The sequence below is a fragment of the Synechococcus sp. KORDI-49 genome (assembly GCF_000737575.1).
GTDB lineage: Bacteria > Cyanobacteriota > Cyanobacteriia > PCC-6307 > Cyanobiaceae > Parasynechococcus.
The window spans coordinates 291500-305567 of the sequence record NZ_CP006270.1; the positions used below are offsets into that span (position 1 = coordinate 291500).

A 14068-nucleotide genomic window follows, 5' to 3' on the forward strand; every position below is an offset into this window, starting at 1 on the left:
GGCTTCAGAGCTTGGCGAGATTGATGCCGAGGGACTTGGCATAGGCACCAAGACCCTTCTTCTGGATGGTCTTCAGGGCGCGAGTCGTGATGCGCAGGTTCACCCAACGCTTTCCTTCGGCCCACCACAGACGACGCTGCTGCAGATTGGCCTGCTGCAACTTCTTGGTACGGATGTGGGAATGGCTCACGGCCATGCCGTTGTTGGCGCGAGTACCCGTGAGCTGACACACCCGTGACATGACGACGTCCTTCTGACTTGAGGTTGCTCGATCCCGATCAGACGGAATCAAACAACAACCCTATCAAAGACTGGCTGCTAGAGGCCTCTCTGCATCAGGTCACCCATCAGGGTTGCGCTGCGGGTCTGGAATCCGGCCAGTTCGTTGGGTTCCAGCCCGCCGACCCCGAGTCGTGCCATGTCGTAGAGGTGAACCGCCAGATCGCGGGATAGCCGCTCAGTGGGGGACGACTCCGCCGAACCCACGAGAACGGAGCCGGATTTGAGTTTCAGAAGCCCCTCCACGAGGGGATGGCGGCGATTCACCAGCAGAACATGGTGATCCGGCAGTCCTGGAAGTCTCTGCTCCATCAGGGCTCCCATGTCATTCAGCCGCCGCATCTGCTCCGGCAGAAGAATCATGGCCGGGGGTGCGCCCTCACTCTTGAGCGCCTGCACCTGAACGGTGACCTTGTCGTTGGCCAGAGCCTCCTTGATCAGACTGCGAAGAGTTTCAGACTGGGTGTTGCCATCCTGATCCGCCAGCTCGGAGTCATCGTCCTTGAGGCTTTCATCCAGCTCGGAATCAACCCGCTGGAACTTCAGATCGTCATGTCGCTGCTCCATCCAGGGGATGAACTGCGTGTCGATCACCGTTTCGAGTTTCAGGACCTCGGCCCCCTGAGCGGTCCACAGATTCAGAGCGCCCGCCTGAGCCACATCATCCGTGCTGTAGAGAATGCGGGTGCTGTTGTCGGATGGAAGTCTGCTGCGGTATCCGGCGAGCGTTGTGTAGCAGTTGCCGTTTGCACCCACAGGATCTGCCTCGTCGCCTGTCCCTGCGGGCGCTGATGTTCCGAACAGAATCAGTTCGGACACCTGATCAGCGAACTTTTCATCCTCCATCGCGCCGATCTTCACGAACGGGGCAAGTGATTCCCAGGCTTCTGCGTAGGCAGAGGGGTCGTCCTGTTTGAGGCTGCGAAGTCGATCGGCCACTTTCTTGGCGACGAAACTGCCGATGGAGCGGACTCTCCGATCTGTTTGCAGGGCACTGCGGCTCACATTCAGGGGAATATCCGGTGAATCGATCACCCCTCGCAACGGCAACAGATAGCGCGGAACAACTTCCTTGATCGAGTCGCTGACGAAAACCTGATTGCAGTACAACTTGATTTCTCCCTTCTCCCAGTCGGCGCGACCAGTCTGTTTCGGGAAGAAAAGAATTCCCTGAAGGTTGTAGGGATAATCCGTATTGAGATGAACCCACAGCAGGGGATCACCCTGGAAGGGATAGAGATAGTTGTAGAGATCGATGTAATCCTGATCTGTCAGGTCACGAGCACTCTTTCTCCAGGGTGCTTCCCTCTTGTTGATGGTCTCGCCTTCGAGTTGCACCGGTACTGCCATGAAATCGCAGTAGGTATTGATCAAGGTCCGGATTCTTGCCGGCTCAAGGTATTCAAGTTCCTCCTCCATCAGATGGAGAATCACATCGGTCCCGGCCGACTCGCGTTCTGCCGCGACGATGCTGAAATTCGGAGATCCATCGCAGCTCCATCGAACCGCTTCACTGTCAGGTCGGGCTGATCGCGTCACCAGCTCGACGCGCTGAGCCACCATGAAGCTCGAGTAGAAGCCAAGGCCGAAGTGGCCGATGATTGCGTCGTCCTCCTGTTTGTATTTCTGGAGGAAATCCTCAGCGCTTGAGAAGGCGACCTGGTTGATGTAGCGCTTCACCTCATCAGCCGTCATTCCGATCCCGTTGTCGGAAATGGTGACGGTTTTGGCTTCACGGTCGACGCAGATCCGGATGGCGCCCTCATCGCCCTCGCTGCAGTCGCCAGCCATGGCGGCCATCCGCCTCTTGCTGATGGCGTCGACCCCATTGCTCACCAGTTCTCTGAGGAACACCTCGTGGCCTGAATAAACGGCCTTCTTGATGATCGGAAAGATGTTCTCGGTGTGGATCTGAATCTGACCCTGTTCTTCCATCACCGACATGAGGATCTGAGAGAAAAACCGACCCTACAAATCGACCCAGACCTCCCTCAAGAGCCACCCTTGGTGGTTCTCCGTACTGATGGGCTCATCCGGGGCAGAACGCAGCTTCAGAATTCGGCTTTGAGCTCCGTGCCATGAAGGTTGACGGCCCGAGAATCACTGTTTGGGTCAGCGGTCTGATCCTTCTCTCACTGGCCGTCTTCCTGATGCAGGCCGGGTGGAGTGCGGCCTCCATCAAGACAGGCATCGATGCCACCGGTCGCAGCTCCCTGCTTCTGTTCTCGATCGCCTTCACAGCCTCCAGTCTCCAGAGTCTCTGGAGATCACCTCTCACCATCTGGATCCTGCGCAACAGGCGTTGGATCGGTCTGAGCTTTGCAGCGTCCCACTTCGTTCATCTGGCTCTGATCCTGGCGATCTCCCTCTGCTTCCCGGAACCATTTCTCAGTGATCAGTCAAAGGCGCAGTGGGTGTTCGGGGGGCTCGGCTACCTGTTCGTCGCTCTGATGGCTTTGACGTCCACAGATCAGGCCCAGAAATGGATGGGTCTGCAGAACTGGAAGCGGCTTCACTTCATCGGCAGTCACTGGTTGTGGGCTGTGTTCGCACTCACCTATGTCGAGCACACGAAGAAGGGTCCGCTCTGGCTTTACGCCCCGCTGCTTGTGTTCACTCTGGCTCTGATACCGGTTCGCATGGCGAAGCACCAGCCACCCGGAGCGCTTCACGGAACCACGAACTGAGGGAACGTGGTTCAGCTCACCTTCTGCAGGTCAGGTCGCTCCTCGGCCAGGATCGCCCCCTCCACAGGGCAGACCTGCAGACAGATCCCGCAGTCGATGCAGGTGTCGAAGTTGATCCAGTAGAAGTCGGTTCCCTTGCTGTTCTTACCGCCCCCCTGATCGATGCAGGCGACCGGACAGGCATCGACGCAGTCGGCGACGCCTTCGCACACATCGCTCACGATGGTGTGGGGCATGACGGGAATCAAATGGGACCCGGACTTTAGGGAGTGATCCAGTCCAGCTGCAGCCCGCCTCGCTCCCTGGCCATCGCCTCCGCCTGGGTTCGATCAGCCACCGGTTTCAACTCCACCACCGCGCGTGTTCCCTGTTGATGCCAGGACAGCTGTCTTTGCAGTGCATCCTCCAGACCGGTTCCGGCTGAATAGGCCACCAGAACAGCCGGTTCAGCGGCTTGCCCCGCGCTGGATTCGCTGAGCAATTCTCGGATCGGATCGATCGCCAGGCTGAACCCGACACCGGCCGCATCCATCCCCGTCGCCCCGCAGCGTCGAACCAGATCGTCGTAACGACCTCCACGGGCAATCACGACAGGTGCTGCCTTCCCCTGGCACACCAACTGGAACACAAGACCTGTGTAGAGCTCGAAGATCGGCTGGAAGGTGGCATCCAGCTGAACTGAGACACCCTGGGCGTCAGCCGCCGGCGTGAGCAGGTCCGTGAGACGCTTCAGATCCGCGAACACCGGCTGCGGGCCGAACCGTTCCTCCAGCTCCCGCAACTGCAGGTCAGGTCTGCCTCGGCTGTCGAGATGCCGAAGCAGCCGGTCACGATCGACCTGCGGCAGATCCATCGCTTCGATGGCCAGGCGATCGTATCGGGTGAGAGCTGTGCGGATGGCGTCCTTTCGGACTCCGTCATACGGAGAGAGCACCAGATCCATCAGGGCGGTGTGACCGATCAACAGCTGCGGTTGATGCCCTGCCCCCAGATCGAGGGTCGATACCGAAGCGATGAGCAGGGCCAGCAGTTCCATCTCCGCTTCCACTCCCTGGACGCCGAACAGCTCCACTCCGCTCTGGAGGTTCTCCTCGATGCACATGCCGCCTTCATCGGCAGAACGGCTCTGGAAGACCGTGCCTGAGGCCCAGAGGCGCAGAGGTCGAGGACGACTCGCCAGCCGCGTGCTGGCTGCGCGAGCGATCGAGGCGGTCATCTCGGGGCGAAGCCCGAGTGGGTCGTCCGAAACAAGCCTGACGACATCACCGCTGGCGATGGCACCCCCTGCCATCAGGGTGTCCAGCCGCTCGACCCGGGGAGGAGACACCTCGTCGTATCCCCAGAGTCTGTAGACGGCGGCAAGCCGTTCACTGAGCAGGCGATTGCTCTCCACCTGCCGCGGGTTGAGATCCCGGGCGCCAGCTGCGGGTTGCAGCGCCATGTCCGAAGTCGTCGGCGACGCTTCAGGATCCCACGGCCGTGATCCCCGGCGCACCGAAACAGGCACCGCTGAGTGGCTCCACCTGGTTCAGTTCGTCCACCATGGCCTGATGCAGCCCGGGGGCACAGGCCAGGACGCGTCCGCTGCCGATGTCGAAACGCTCTCCCCTGTAATCGCTGACCTGTCCGCCGGCGATCTCCACCAGAGCAACGCCAGCCGCGAGATCCCAGGGCGCGAGACCCCGTTCCCAGTAACCGTCGAGACGCCCCGCTGCGACAAAGGCCAGATCGACCGCAGCAGCTCCGCCACGACGCACGCCGCGGGTGCGATGGGTGAACCAGCAGAACTCCGCGTAGTTGTTGTCGAGCCGTGTGTGACGGTCATAGGCGAAGCCCGTCACCAGAAGCGCGTCCGCCAGGTGGTTGCAAGAACTCACCTGCATCGGTGATGTGTTGAGAAAGCTGCCGAGGCCCGGAGCTCCCCAGAAGGTCTCGTTCAGAAACGGCACGGCGATCGCCCCGAGCACGGGCTGTTGTTGCCACGTCAATCCGATCGATGTGGCGAAGAAGGGATACCCGTGAGCGAAGTTGGTGGTTCCGTCGAGCGGATCGACACACCAGCGCAGGCCGTCCTGTTCACCTCTGGCCCCGCTCTCCTCAGCCAGAACGGCGATTTCGGGCGTTCGTTCCCTCAGGGCCTCCAGCACTCTGGCTTCCGCTGCGAGATCTGCGTTGGTGACCAGATCCCCGATGCGACCTTTGTTCTCGATGCTTGAGAGACGTCCGTAATGACGCATCAGCTCAGCACCGCCGAGTTCGGCCACCTCCCTGGCCACGTCTGCCAGGTGACGCAGAGCCGCCTGATTCAGACCAGCCTGCTCAGCGGCCTGCGCACACAGGTTTGATGTCATCGTTCAGTCCTCCTCCAGAGGGAGTCCGGCCCGTACGGAACCGCGACCGAAGTGGCGACCGAACTGGAGCTCATAGACCTCGTCCTCATCCTGGGTCTCCGCTTCAAGCGGGCCCGTCGCCCTGGCGACACACAACAGTCCATAGCCTCGGGCACGCAATTCCTTCGACAGTCCCATCGCCTCCCGTTGATCGAGTTCTCCTTCCAGCACCCGGACGGCGCAGCTCGTGCAGCATCCGTTCCGACAGGAAAAGGGCAGCGGATCGCCCTGCAGCTCGAAGCTGCGCAGGATGTAATCACCCTCAGCCACCTCATGGGTGATGGTGCGGTTCTGCTGGCGCCAGTGCACCGTGATCCTGTGCTGCGGCCGCATGCAGCCCTCTGGAAAAGGCCCTGCTACATTGGCATCTGCCCCACATAAGCCGGTGGAGAGCTGGCCGAGTGGTCGAAGGCGCAGCACTGGAAATGCTGTATAGGGGCAACTCTATCGAGGGTTCGAATCCCTCGCTCTCCGCTTCTCCGGTCCGTCAGGACCGGATTTTTTTTGCCTGGCTTCCACATCAGCAGCACGCACAAAAACAGGGTGGCTGTGACACCACCCTGTTCCGCTGGTTGATGGCACCCCCTGGAACTGATCAGCCGAAACGGCCCGACACGTAGTCCTGAGTGGCCTGTTGCTGGGGGGAGTTGAAAATCTTCTCGGTGTCACTGAATTCCACCAGATACCCCACCTTGCCGGTCCCACCCTCAACGGCCTCGGCGTTGTAGAAGGCGGTCATGTCACTGACGCGAACGGCCTGCTGCATGTTGTGCGTCACGATCACGATGGTGAAGCTCTTCTTGAGCTCATGCATGGTTTCCTCGATCTTCAGGGTGGAGATCGGGTCGAGCGCTGAACAGGGCTCGTCCATCAGGATCACCTCCGGCTGAATGGCGATGGTCCGTGCGATGCAGAGACGCTGCTGCTGACCACCTGAGAGGGAGTATCCGCTTTCCTTGAGCTTGTCTTTGCACTCGTCCCAGACCGCTGCCTGCCTTAAGGAGCGTTCCACAAGCTCGTCCATGTCACCGGTGAAGCCGTTGATGCGAGCACCGAAGGCGATGTTCTCGTAGATACTTTTGGGGAAGGGATTCGGCTGCTGGAACACCATTCCGATGCGCCGCCGCACCTCAACAGGGTCCACCTGCGCACCGTAGAGATCAACACCATCGAAGAGAACACGCCCCTTCAGAGAGCAACCTTCGATGAGATCGTTCATGCGGTTGAGGGCACGCAGAACGGTTGATTTTCCGCAGCCAGATGGTCCGATGAACGCCGTCACCTTGCCGCGCGGAACATCGCAGTAGACGTTCTTCACGGCTTCATAGGAGCCGTAGCTGATGGTGACGTTCTGAATCGAGATGGCGGTATCTTCCGACACCTGCTGCTGTTCAGTGTGGAGCTGGGAGGTGGTCATGGCTCTGTAGGGGAGCGATGGGGAAGAGGAACGGTTGGAAGAAATCAGTCAGTCGATCACTTGGAAGCGAAACGACCGAGCCAGCGGGAGAAGAGATTGAGCATCAGGATCATGGCCACGAGAATGAACGAAGCGGCCCAGGCCAGTTCGTTCTGTATCTCGTAAGGCATGATCGCGAAGTTGTAGATCAGCACGGAAAGCGTTGCGATCGGTGCGAAGATCCCCTCGGCCCAGAAGGGTGAGAACAGGGCCGTGAAAATCAGGGGAGCAGTTTCACCGGCTGCTCGGGCGATGGCCAGAACGACACCTGTGGCGATCGGGGTGAACGCGGTTGGAAGCGTGATCCGCACGATCGTGACGAAGCGGGAGGCGCCAACACCCAGTGCTCCGCGTCTCAGATCATCCGAGACGAGTTTGAGGCCCTCGTCGGTGGTCTTGATCACCGTGGGCAGCATCAGGATCGAAAGAGCGATGCCACCGGCTAGAGCGCTGTAGGCATTGCCGAAAACGATGCGGCTGGTGACGATCGTCCCGTAGATGAAAACACCGGCGATGATCGAGGGAACTCCCGCCAGCACGTTGGTGCCGAAGCGGATGAACTTAGAGAAGGAACCAGACCGGGAGTATTCAGCCAGGTAGATCCCGCCTCCGACGCCAACCGGAATCGCCACAAGCCCGGCGATGACCGTCACCACGAAGGTCCCGATGATCGCGTTGCCGATGCCGCCACCCTCAAGACCGGGAGGAGGGGGCAGCTCGGTCAGCAGACTGATGCTGATCTTCGAAGCTCCCCGGATCAGCACGTAGCCGAGAACGAGAATCAGCGGAAGAACAGCAATGCCCGCAAACAGACCGGCGATGATCGTGAGAATGCGGCTGCCGATGTTGCGGCCCAGTGCAGGCTTGTAGGAAAGATCGGGAAGCCCGTCAGCAGTTTTGATGGAAGTGGAATAAGTCATCTCAATACTTCAGGCTGAGTCGTTTAACGATCCACTGAGCGAAGATGTTCACCGCAAGGGTCATGATGATCAGAACGAAGGCCGCATACATCAAGGAGGAGACCTGTGAACCATCAGCTTCACCGAACTGATTGGCGAGCATCGAGGCAATCGTGTTGCCGGGTGCCAGCAGTGAGACGCTGAAGTTGTTTGAGTTGCCAATGATCATCGTCACGGCCATCGTCTCTCCCATGGCACGGCCGAGTGCGAGCATCACGCCTCCCACGATTCCGGAAACGGCTGCTGGAAGCATCACATTCATGATCGCTCCCCAGCGGGTTGTTCCAACTCCATAAGCAGCCTGACGGAGTTTCATCGGCACCTGATTCAGAGAATCACGCGCGATGGCCGTGATGATCGGAAGAATCATCACCACCAGAATCAGAACCGCAGGCAGAGTGCCTGGACCCATCGGAGGTGTGCTGAAGAAGGGCAACCAACTGAACAGTGTGTAGAGCAACTCCAGCAACGGACGGATGAATGGCTCCATCACGAAGATGGCCCAGAGGCCGAGCACAACGGAAGGAATGGCTGCCAATAACTCGACCATCACCCCGATCACATTTCTGATATTGCGGGGGATGATGTTTTCCGTGATGAAGATTGCTGTGCCAACGCCAAGTGGAACTGCAATCAGGAGAGAAAGCAGCGACGTGACAAGTGTTCCGTAAATGGCTGCTCCGGCTCCGTACTCGTCGTCGACTGGATTCCAGTTGGATGTGACCAGGAATTTCCAGCCGTATCGACCCATGGATTCGAGACCTCCCCAGAACACCACCACGAGAATGGAGAGGAGAACGATCGCCACCATCGAAGCCAGAACGACTGCGAGATTCCTAAAGCCGACATCGACAAGTTTTTCTTGCGGAGGACGCCTGCGGAGAAGATATTGAGTGTCTGTTTCGGGGGACATTCTCCTGTAAATCTCACTTCGATAAGTTATCGGTGACTTCACTGCACGTCACTAAGAACGTCTTAACGGGACGTTGGCTTTTGGTCGAGGCTCGCGACCTCGCTCTGGATGCGGTCGGTAGCGTGGGGATCGAACGCGTGGGGTTATGGGCCGGATCGTCGGAATCGACCTGGGGACAACCAACTCGGTCGTTGCCGTCCTCGAAGCCGGCAGGCCTCTCGTGATCGCGAATGCCGAGGGGAGTCGAACCACGCCCTCGGTGGTGGGCTACAGCAAGGATCGGGAGCTGTTGGTCGGTCAGATGGCCCGGCGTCAGCTGGTCCTCAGCCCACGCAACACCTTTTCCAATCTGAAGCGATTCGTCGGTCGTGACTGGGAGGAGCTTGAGGATGGCAGCCTCTCTGTCCCTTACACGGTCCGGGCCAATGACGTCGGCCAGGTCCGTGTGCCCTGTCCGGTGACGGAGCGGGAATACGCGCCGGAGGAACTCGTGGCCAGTATCATCCGCAAGCTTGTGGATGATGCGGCCGTTTATCTCGGTGAGAGCGTCGAGGCCGCGGTCGTCACCGTGCCGGCCTATTTCAACGATGCTCAGCGCCAGGCAACCCGGGATGCCGGCCGTCTTGCCGGTATCTCCGTCGAGAGAATCCTGAACGAACCCACCGCTGCCGCTCTTGCCTACGGCTTTGATCGCAGCGCCGTCCGGCGTGTTCTGGTCTTCGATCTGGGTGGTGGAACCTTTGACGTGTCGCTGCTTCGCATCGCCAACGGTGTTTTCGATGTGAAAGCGACCAACGGCGACACGCAGCTGGGGGGAAATGATTTCGATCAGCGCATCGTCGACTGGCTCGCCGATGCCTTCCAGTCCGAACACGGCATCGATCTCCGCCGTGACCGCCAGGCACTGCAACGACTGATCGAAGCTTCCGAGAAGGCCAAGCAGGAGCTCTCCGGCGTACTGAGCACGCCGATTTCCCTACCTTTCATCGCCACCGGAACTGAGGGACCTCTGCATATCGAGACCTCTCTCGACCGATCCACCTTCGAATCCCTCTGCCCCGATCTGCTCGACCGTCTGTTGAATCCCGTGCAGTGTTCCCTGCGGGATTCCGGCTGGGCGGCTGAGGACATCGATGACGTGGTTCTGGTCGGCGGAGCCACGCGCATGCCGATGGTTCAGCAGCTGGTGCGCACCCTCGTGCCCATCGATCCCTGTCAGTCGGTGAACCCCGATGAGGTGGTGGCGATCGGCGCAGCCGTGCAGGCGGGCATCCTCACCGGCGAGCTCCGGGACCTCCTGCTGAACGACGTCACGCCTCTATCGCTCGGACTGGAGACGGTTGGAGGCCTGATGAAGGTGCTCATTCCCAGGAACACGCCAATTCCCGTGCGTCAGTCCGACGTGTTCAGCACCTCGGAGGCGAACCAGTCCTCGGTCGAGATTCATGTCTGGCAGGGGGAGCGTCAGATGGCCGCTGATAACAAGTCACTGGGTCGATTCCGACTCTCGGGGATCCCACCCGCCCCTCGCGGTGTCCCTCAGGTGCAGGTGGCCTTCGACATCGATGCCAACGGTCTTCTGCAGGTCAGTGCCACTGATCGCACCACCGGCCGCAAGCAGTCCGTTTCGATTCAGGGAGGTTCCAATCTCAATGAGGACGAACTTCAGGCACTCCTGGCTGAAGCGGAGGAGCGCGCGGATGACGACCGGCGTCGTCGCAGTCAGGTGGAGCGTCGCAACCGTGCCCAGACCCTTGTGGCTCAGGCCGAACGTCGCCTCCGGGATGCTGCGCTCGAACTTGGGCCGTACGGAGCGGATCGCCAGCAGAGGGCGGTCGAGATGGCCATCCGTGATGTCCAGGACTGTCTGGCTCAGGATGACCTTCAGGAACTCGATCTCACCGTGAGCGGCCTGGAGGAGGCCCTGTTCGGCCTCAACCGGCGCCTCTCCATGGAGCGACAAGGGGATGGCAATCCCCTCCAGGGTCTCCGCAACACGCTTGGATCCCTGAAGGATGAACTGTTCTCCGATGACTGGGAGGATGACCCCTGGGGCTCCCCCAGCCGTCCTCCCTCGCGAAGCCGTGGACTAGGCCAGCGGGGTTCCGATCCCTGGGACGATGACTTCTATCGCTGATCCTGATTACTGGTCGCTGCTCGGACTCGAACCGGGCAGCAGCCAGGACCAGCTCAAGCGTGCCTTCCGCCAGGAAGCCCGCCGATGGCACCCCGATCTCAACGGCAATGACCCTGTTGCGGAAGAGCGCTTCAAGCTGGTCAATGAGGCTTATGCGGTGCTCAGCGACCCGCGTCGCCGGCAGAGCTGGGAAGCCGGTGATCGCGCATCGGAGACCAGCCACGATCCCTTCGCCAGCGGATTTCCCCATTTCGAGGATTACCTCGAGGTGGTTCTCGGTATTCCGACGACGGCCGTGCAGGACGAACCTGCGAGAGATCGCGGGGATTCACCGGTCTCCGCACCGCCGCCGCCGCCGCCGGTTCAGGTCAGGGAAGACCTGGAATCCACCATCGAGCTCACCCCTGATCAGGCGCTGTTCGGAACCCGTGTGGAGCTTGCCCTGGAGGATGGAACGCTGGTGGAGCTCGACACCCCTCCCTTCGCTGGAGACGGCTGGAGACTCAGGCTGGAGGGGGTTGCCGCCGGTGGGCGTGATCATTTTCTGCAGCTGCGTGTGGTGACACCGGAAGGACTTCGCATTGATGGGCTCAGGGTTCTGTACAGGCTGGAGCTCTTCCCGCCCGATGCCGCTCTCGGATGCGCGGTGGATGTTCCCACCCTCGACGGCCCCGTGACACTGCAGGTCCCTCCTGGTTCCTCCAGCGGCCGCCTGCTTCGTCTTCGTGGTCGTGGGCTGACCATCGATGACCGTCGAGGTGATCAGCTCGTTGAGATCGTGATCGTCATTCCCGCCGATCTCGGAGATGCGGAACGGGCGCTGTACCGCCGCCTGCAGGAGCTGGCTCTCGATCCGGATGCCAGCTGAGCGAGGATCGGTGAGAGACTCCTGCCCTCCTCCGGTGATGTGACCGACGCAATGCGCGTGCACGTGCTCCTTTTCGATGCAGGCACTGACAGCGAGGGAATCCATTCCCTTGAGATCGGGGGGCGCACGGTGGTTCTCCTGTTCGAGAATCCCGATGACGCCGAGCGGTACGCCGGTTTGCTCGAAGCACAGGACTTCCCTGTGCCGAGCATCGAAGCCCTGGATCGCGTGGAAGTGGAGGCGTTCTGCAGCGAGGCGGGATATGAACCGCGCTTCATCGAGACCGGTTTCCTACCGGGCAGTGACGAAGAGAGATTGTTCATCTCCCCTCCGGAATCCAATCGCGATGTCTCCCGCTGGAAAGAGGAGATCGACACCGATGATGAAAGTGCCCGTGACGCTGCCAGTGACGGTGAGAGTGACAGTGCGGTGAGGTCCTCCCCGGAGCTAGATGAACTGCGTCAGCGACTGGAGGGTCTCCTCTGATCCATGGCTGAGTTTCAGCGTGACCTGCAGCCCTCGGATGACCGCGGGCATCTGCTCACGGAGCAGAGCAACAGCCTCAGCCGTGACCTCGATCAGTTGCCGACCCAGGAGCTGGTGGACCTGTTCGTGGCCGAGGACCGTCGCCCTCAACAGGCGGTCCAGGCTGCCGCCACAGAGATCAGTCATGCCGTGGACCGCATTGCTGAACGACTGAGGACGGGAGGCCGGCTTTTTTATCTGGGAGCGGGGACTTCCGGACGGCTGGGTGTTCTCGACGCTGCCGAATGTCCCCCCACCTTCTGCAGTGATCCCGAGATGGTGCAGGGTGTGCTCGCGGGTGGGGCACCGGCACTGCTGCGCAGCTCCGAAGGTCTGGAAGATCTTGAGCAGGCCGGCCGCTCCGATCTGGAGCAGCGGGGCTTCTGTTCCAGGGATTGTCTGATCGGCATCGCTGCAGGTGGCACCACCCCCTATGTCAGGGGAGGTCTCCGCCATGCACTCGAGCTCGGGGCTCTGGCGATCGCCATGGCCTGCGTGCCCGCTGAGCAGGCACCACTCCCCTGTGATCTCGACATCCGGCTGCTCACCGGCCCGGAACTGCTCACCGGTTCAACCCGCCTGAAGGCGGGCACCGCCACGAAGATGGCGCTCAACATCCTGTCGACCGGCGTGATGGTGCGTCTCGGCAAGGTGTACGGCAACCGCATGGTTGATGTGGCTGCCAGCAACAGCAAACTGGTGGACCGCTCCCTGCGCATCCTGCGCGATCTGGCCGGACTCGATCGGGAGAGTGGCCTTGCGCTTCTCGAACAGACAGGCGGTTCGGTGAAGCTCGCGCTGATGATGGCGGCCACAGGTCTGGATCGTTCCGGAGCAACCGAGCGACTGCAGGAGCACAGACAGCAGTTGCGTGCGGCGCTCGAAGCCAGTGGTGTCAGCCTGCTTCAGGCCTGATCAAAGGATCCCCAGTAGGGAGCTGTGAACAGATCAAGCCGTCGCCTGGTCTCCGTTGGGACCCTCTCCTTCCGGGTGAAGAGAGCATCCGCGAGCGCGGTGTGGGCCGCGGACACAGGCCGCGTCGCTTGCAGCTGATCCATCACCCGGCTCAGGATCGGTGCGGTGGCCTCCGCATTGGCCTTCAGATTGCTCAGCACCAGTTCGACGCTGACAGCGTCCTGGTCCCGTTGCCAGCAGTCGAAGTCGGTCACCATGCTGAGGGAGCTGTAAGCGATCTCAGCCTCGCGGGCGAGCCGTGCTTCGGTGTGATTCGTCATTCCGATCACCGCACATCCCCAGCTGCGGTAGAGCTCGCTCTCGGCACGGGTGGAGAAGGCAGGACCTTCCATGCACAGATAGGTTCCGCCGCGATGCAGATGATGACCGGCGGGGATCGCCTGCTCGGCAGCATCAGCCAGCAGGGCATTGAGGATCGGGCAGGTCGGATCGGCCAGGCTCACATGAGCAACACAGCCGTCACCGAAGAACGACTGCGGGCGTCGATGGGTGCGATCGATGAACTGATCGGGCACCACCATGTCGCGCGGCCGGAGATGTTCCTTCAGGGATCCGACGGCGGACACGGAGATCAGCCAGCGCACGCCGAGACTCCGCATCGCCCAGATGTTCGCCGTGTATGGAACTTCCATCGGCATCAGATGGTGGTCACGGCCGTGACGGGCCAGAAAGACGACCTCCATTCCTCCCAGCCGTCCGAGACGCATCACATCCGACGGACTCCCGAACGGGGTCTCCACGGAGTGTTCCTCCAGCTGCTCGAGTCCGGGCATGGCATAGAGACCGCTGCCGCCGATCACACCGACACGGGCATGGCTCAGATCCATGGGCTCAGTCATCCCTGCACAGCTCCCTACACTCCAGTTTTGCTCGCGGCAC

Annotated in this window: 15 protein-coding genes and 1 tRNA gene; 6 read left to right on the forward strand and 10 right to left on the reverse strand. The window is 60.8% G+C overall.

The window, feature by feature from the left end; genetic code table 11:
* Positions 1-4: 4 nt before the first annotated feature.
* Together rpmB and htpG are read right to left on the reverse strand one after the other, a co-directional pair.
* Positions 5-241 (reverse strand): 50S ribosomal protein L28, encoded by a 237-nt coding sequence (gene rpmB / locus KR49_RS01615; protein ID WP_043691050.1) that lies wholly within the window; start codon positions 239-241, stop codon positions 5-7.
* Between the two features lie 77 nt (positions 242-318).
* Positions 319-2223 carry a molecular chaperone HtpG gene (gene htpG / locus KR49_RS01620; RefSeq protein ID WP_043691052.1) on the reverse strand — a complete coding sequence of 635 codons (1905 nt, stop codon included), beginning with the start codon at positions 2221-2223 and terminating at the stop codon, positions 319-321.
* 134 nt (positions 2224-2357) lie between these two features.
* Between htpG and KR49_RS01625 the strand changes: the two genes are divergently transcribed.
* Positions 2358-2966, forward strand: coding sequence for a ferric reductase-like transmembrane domain-containing protein (locus KR49_RS01625; RefSeq protein ID WP_043691055.1), 609 nt, complete (start codon positions 2358-2360; stop codon positions 2964-2966).
* A gap of 11 nt (positions 2967-2977) precedes the next feature.
* Here KR49_RS01625 and KR49_RS01630 read toward each other — a convergent pair whose 3' ends face one another.
* The 4 genes from KR49_RS01630 to KR49_RS01645 are packed head-to-tail and all read right to left on the reverse strand — an operon-like array spanning position 2978 to position 5689.
* Complete coding sequence (locus KR49_RS01630; protein ID WP_043691056.1) at positions 2978-3202, reverse strand: ferredoxin family protein; 225 nt, start codon at positions 3200-3202, stop codon at positions 2978-2980.
* Positions 3203-3228: 26 nt separating this feature from the next.
* Entirely contained in the window at positions 3229-4407 is a 1179-nt protein-coding gene (locus KR49_RS01635) for an ATP phosphoribosyltransferase regulatory subunit (protein WP_043691057.1), read from the reverse strand.
* 22 nt (positions 4408-4429) lie between these two features.
* On the reverse strand, positions 4430-5317 hold the full coding sequence (locus KR49_RS01640; protein ID WP_043691058.1) for an inositol monophosphatase family protein: 888 nt from the start codon (positions 5315-5317) through the stop codon (positions 4430-4432).
* A 3-nt stretch (positions 5318-5320) separates the two neighbouring features.
* Entirely contained in the window at positions 5321-5689 is a 369-nt protein-coding gene (locus KR49_RS01645; protein WP_043691059.1) for a 2Fe-2S iron-sulfur cluster-binding protein, read from the reverse strand.
* Positions 5690-5743: 54 nt separating this feature from the next.
* Between KR49_RS01645 and KR49_RS01650 the strand changes: the two genes are divergently transcribed.
* Positions 5744-5830 (forward strand) — tRNA-Ser (locus KR49_RS01650).
* A 121-nt stretch (positions 5831-5951) separates the two neighbouring features.
* Here the strand turns inward: KR49_RS01650 and pstB are convergent.
* From pstB to pstC, 3 genes are read right to left on the reverse strand one after another with little or no spacing between them, the layout of a single operon-like run.
* Positions 5952-6773 carry a phosphate ABC transporter ATP-binding protein PstB gene (pstB, locus tag KR49_RS01655; RefSeq protein WP_043691061.1) on the reverse strand — a complete coding sequence of 274 codons (822 nt, stop codon included), beginning with the start codon at positions 6771-6773 and terminating at the stop codon, positions 5952-5954.
* Between the two features lie 56 nt (positions 6774-6829).
* On the reverse strand, positions 6830-7732 hold the full coding sequence (pstA, locus tag KR49_RS01660) for a phosphate ABC transporter permease PstA (protein ID WP_052378128.1): 903 nt from the start codon (positions 7730-7732) through the stop codon (positions 6830-6832).
* Between the two features lies 1 nt (position 7733).
* Complete coding sequence (gene pstC, locus KR49_RS01665) at positions 7734-8684, reverse strand: phosphate ABC transporter permease subunit PstC (RefSeq protein ID WP_043691062.1); 951 nt, start codon at positions 8682-8684, stop codon at positions 7734-7736.
* A 145-nt stretch (positions 8685-8829) separates the two neighbouring features.
* Between pstC and dnaK the strand changes: the two genes are divergently transcribed.
* Genes dnaK through murQ form a run of 4 tightly spaced genes read left to right on the forward strand, consistent with a single transcriptional unit; the run spans position 8830 to position 13129 of the window.
* The gene (gene dnaK / locus KR49_RS01670; RefSeq protein WP_043691065.1) at positions 8830-10821 is read left to right on the forward strand and encodes a molecular chaperone DnaK; all 1992 of its coding nucleotides are present in this window, start codon (positions 8830-8832) and stop codon (positions 10819-10821) included.
* Entirely contained in the window at positions 10805-11689 is an 885-nt protein-coding gene (locus KR49_RS01675) for a DnaJ domain-containing protein (RefSeq protein WP_043691067.1), read from the forward strand. Before dnaK ends, KR49_RS01675 begins: the two co-directional genes overlap by 17 nt.
* Before the next feature lie 51 nt (positions 11690-11740).
* Complete coding sequence (locus KR49_RS01680) at positions 11741-12175, forward strand: DUF3110 domain-containing protein (protein ID WP_043691069.1); 435 nt, start codon at positions 11741-11743, stop codon at positions 12173-12175.
* A 3-nt stretch (positions 12176-12178) separates the two neighbouring features.
* Positions 12179-13129: an N-acetylmuramic acid 6-phosphate etherase gene (gene murQ / locus KR49_RS01685; RefSeq protein ID WP_043691071.1), complete on the forward strand. Its 951-nt coding sequence runs from the start codon at positions 12179-12181 to the stop codon at positions 13127-13129.
* Here murQ and mtnP read toward each other — a convergent pair.
* A complete protein-coding gene (gene mtnP, locus KR49_RS01690; protein ID WP_173402113.1) occupies positions 13120-14028 on the reverse strand; it encodes an S-methyl-5'-thioadenosine phosphorylase in 909 nt (302 codons plus the stop codon). The genes murQ and mtnP overlap by 10 nt on opposite strands.
* Positions 14029-14068: the final 40 nt, after the last annotated feature.

Bases quoted from the DNA above. Each gene is read 5' to 3' on its own strand.
- rpmB (WP_043691050.1), bottom strand. From the start codon at position 241: ATGTCACGGGTGTGTCAGCTCACGGGTACTCGCGCCAACAACGGCATG.
- htpG (WP_043691052.1), bottom strand. From the start codon at position 2,223: ATGTCGGTGATGGAAGAACAGGGTCAGATTCAGATCCACACCGAGAAC.
- KR49_RS01625 (WP_043691055.1), top strand. From the start codon at position 2,358: ATGAAGGTTGACGGCCCGAGAATCACTGTTTGGGTCAGCGGTCTGATC.
- KR49_RS01630 (WP_043691056.1), bottom strand. From the start codon at position 3,202: ATGCCCCACACCATCGTGAGCGATGTGTGCGAAGGCGTCGCCGACTGC.
- KR49_RS01635 (WP_043691057.1), bottom strand. From the start codon at position 4,407: ATGGCGCTGCAACCCGCAGCTGGCGCCCGGGATCTCAACCCGCGGCAG.
- KR49_RS01640 (WP_043691058.1), bottom strand. From the start codon at position 5,317: ATGACATCAAACCTGTGTGCGCAGGCCGCTGAGCAGGCTGGTCTGAAT.
- KR49_RS01645 (WP_043691059.1), bottom strand. From the start codon at position 5,689: ATGCGGCCGCAGCACAGGATCACGGTGCACTGGCGCCAGCAGAACCGC.
- pstB (WP_043691061.1), bottom strand. From the start codon at position 6,773: ATGACCACCTCCCAGCTCCACACTGAACAGCAGCAGGTGTCGGAAGAT.
- pstA (WP_052378128.1), bottom strand. From the start codon at position 7,732: ATGACTTATTCCACTTCCATCAAAACTGCTGACGGGCTTCCCGATCTT.
- pstC (WP_043691062.1), bottom strand. From the start codon at position 8,684: ATGTCCCCCGAAACAGACACTCAATATCTTCTCCGCAGGCGTCCTCCG.
- dnaK (WP_043691065.1), top strand. From the start codon at position 8,830: ATGGGCCGGATCGTCGGAATCGACCTGGGGACAACCAACTCGGTCGTT.
- KR49_RS01675 (WP_043691067.1), top strand. From the start codon at position 10,805: ATGACTTCTATCGCTGATCCTGATTACTGGTCGCTGCTCGGACTCGAA.
- KR49_RS01680 (WP_043691069.1), top strand. From the start codon at position 11,741: ATGCGCGTGCACGTGCTCCTTTTCGATGCAGGCACTGACAGCGAGGGA.
- murQ (WP_043691071.1), top strand. From the start codon at position 12,179: ATGGCTGAGTTTCAGCGTGACCTGCAGCCCTCGGATGACCGCGGGCAT.
- mtnP (WP_173402113.1), bottom strand. From the start codon at position 14,028: ATGACTGAGCCCATGGATCTGAGCCATGCCCGTGTCGGTGTGATCGGC.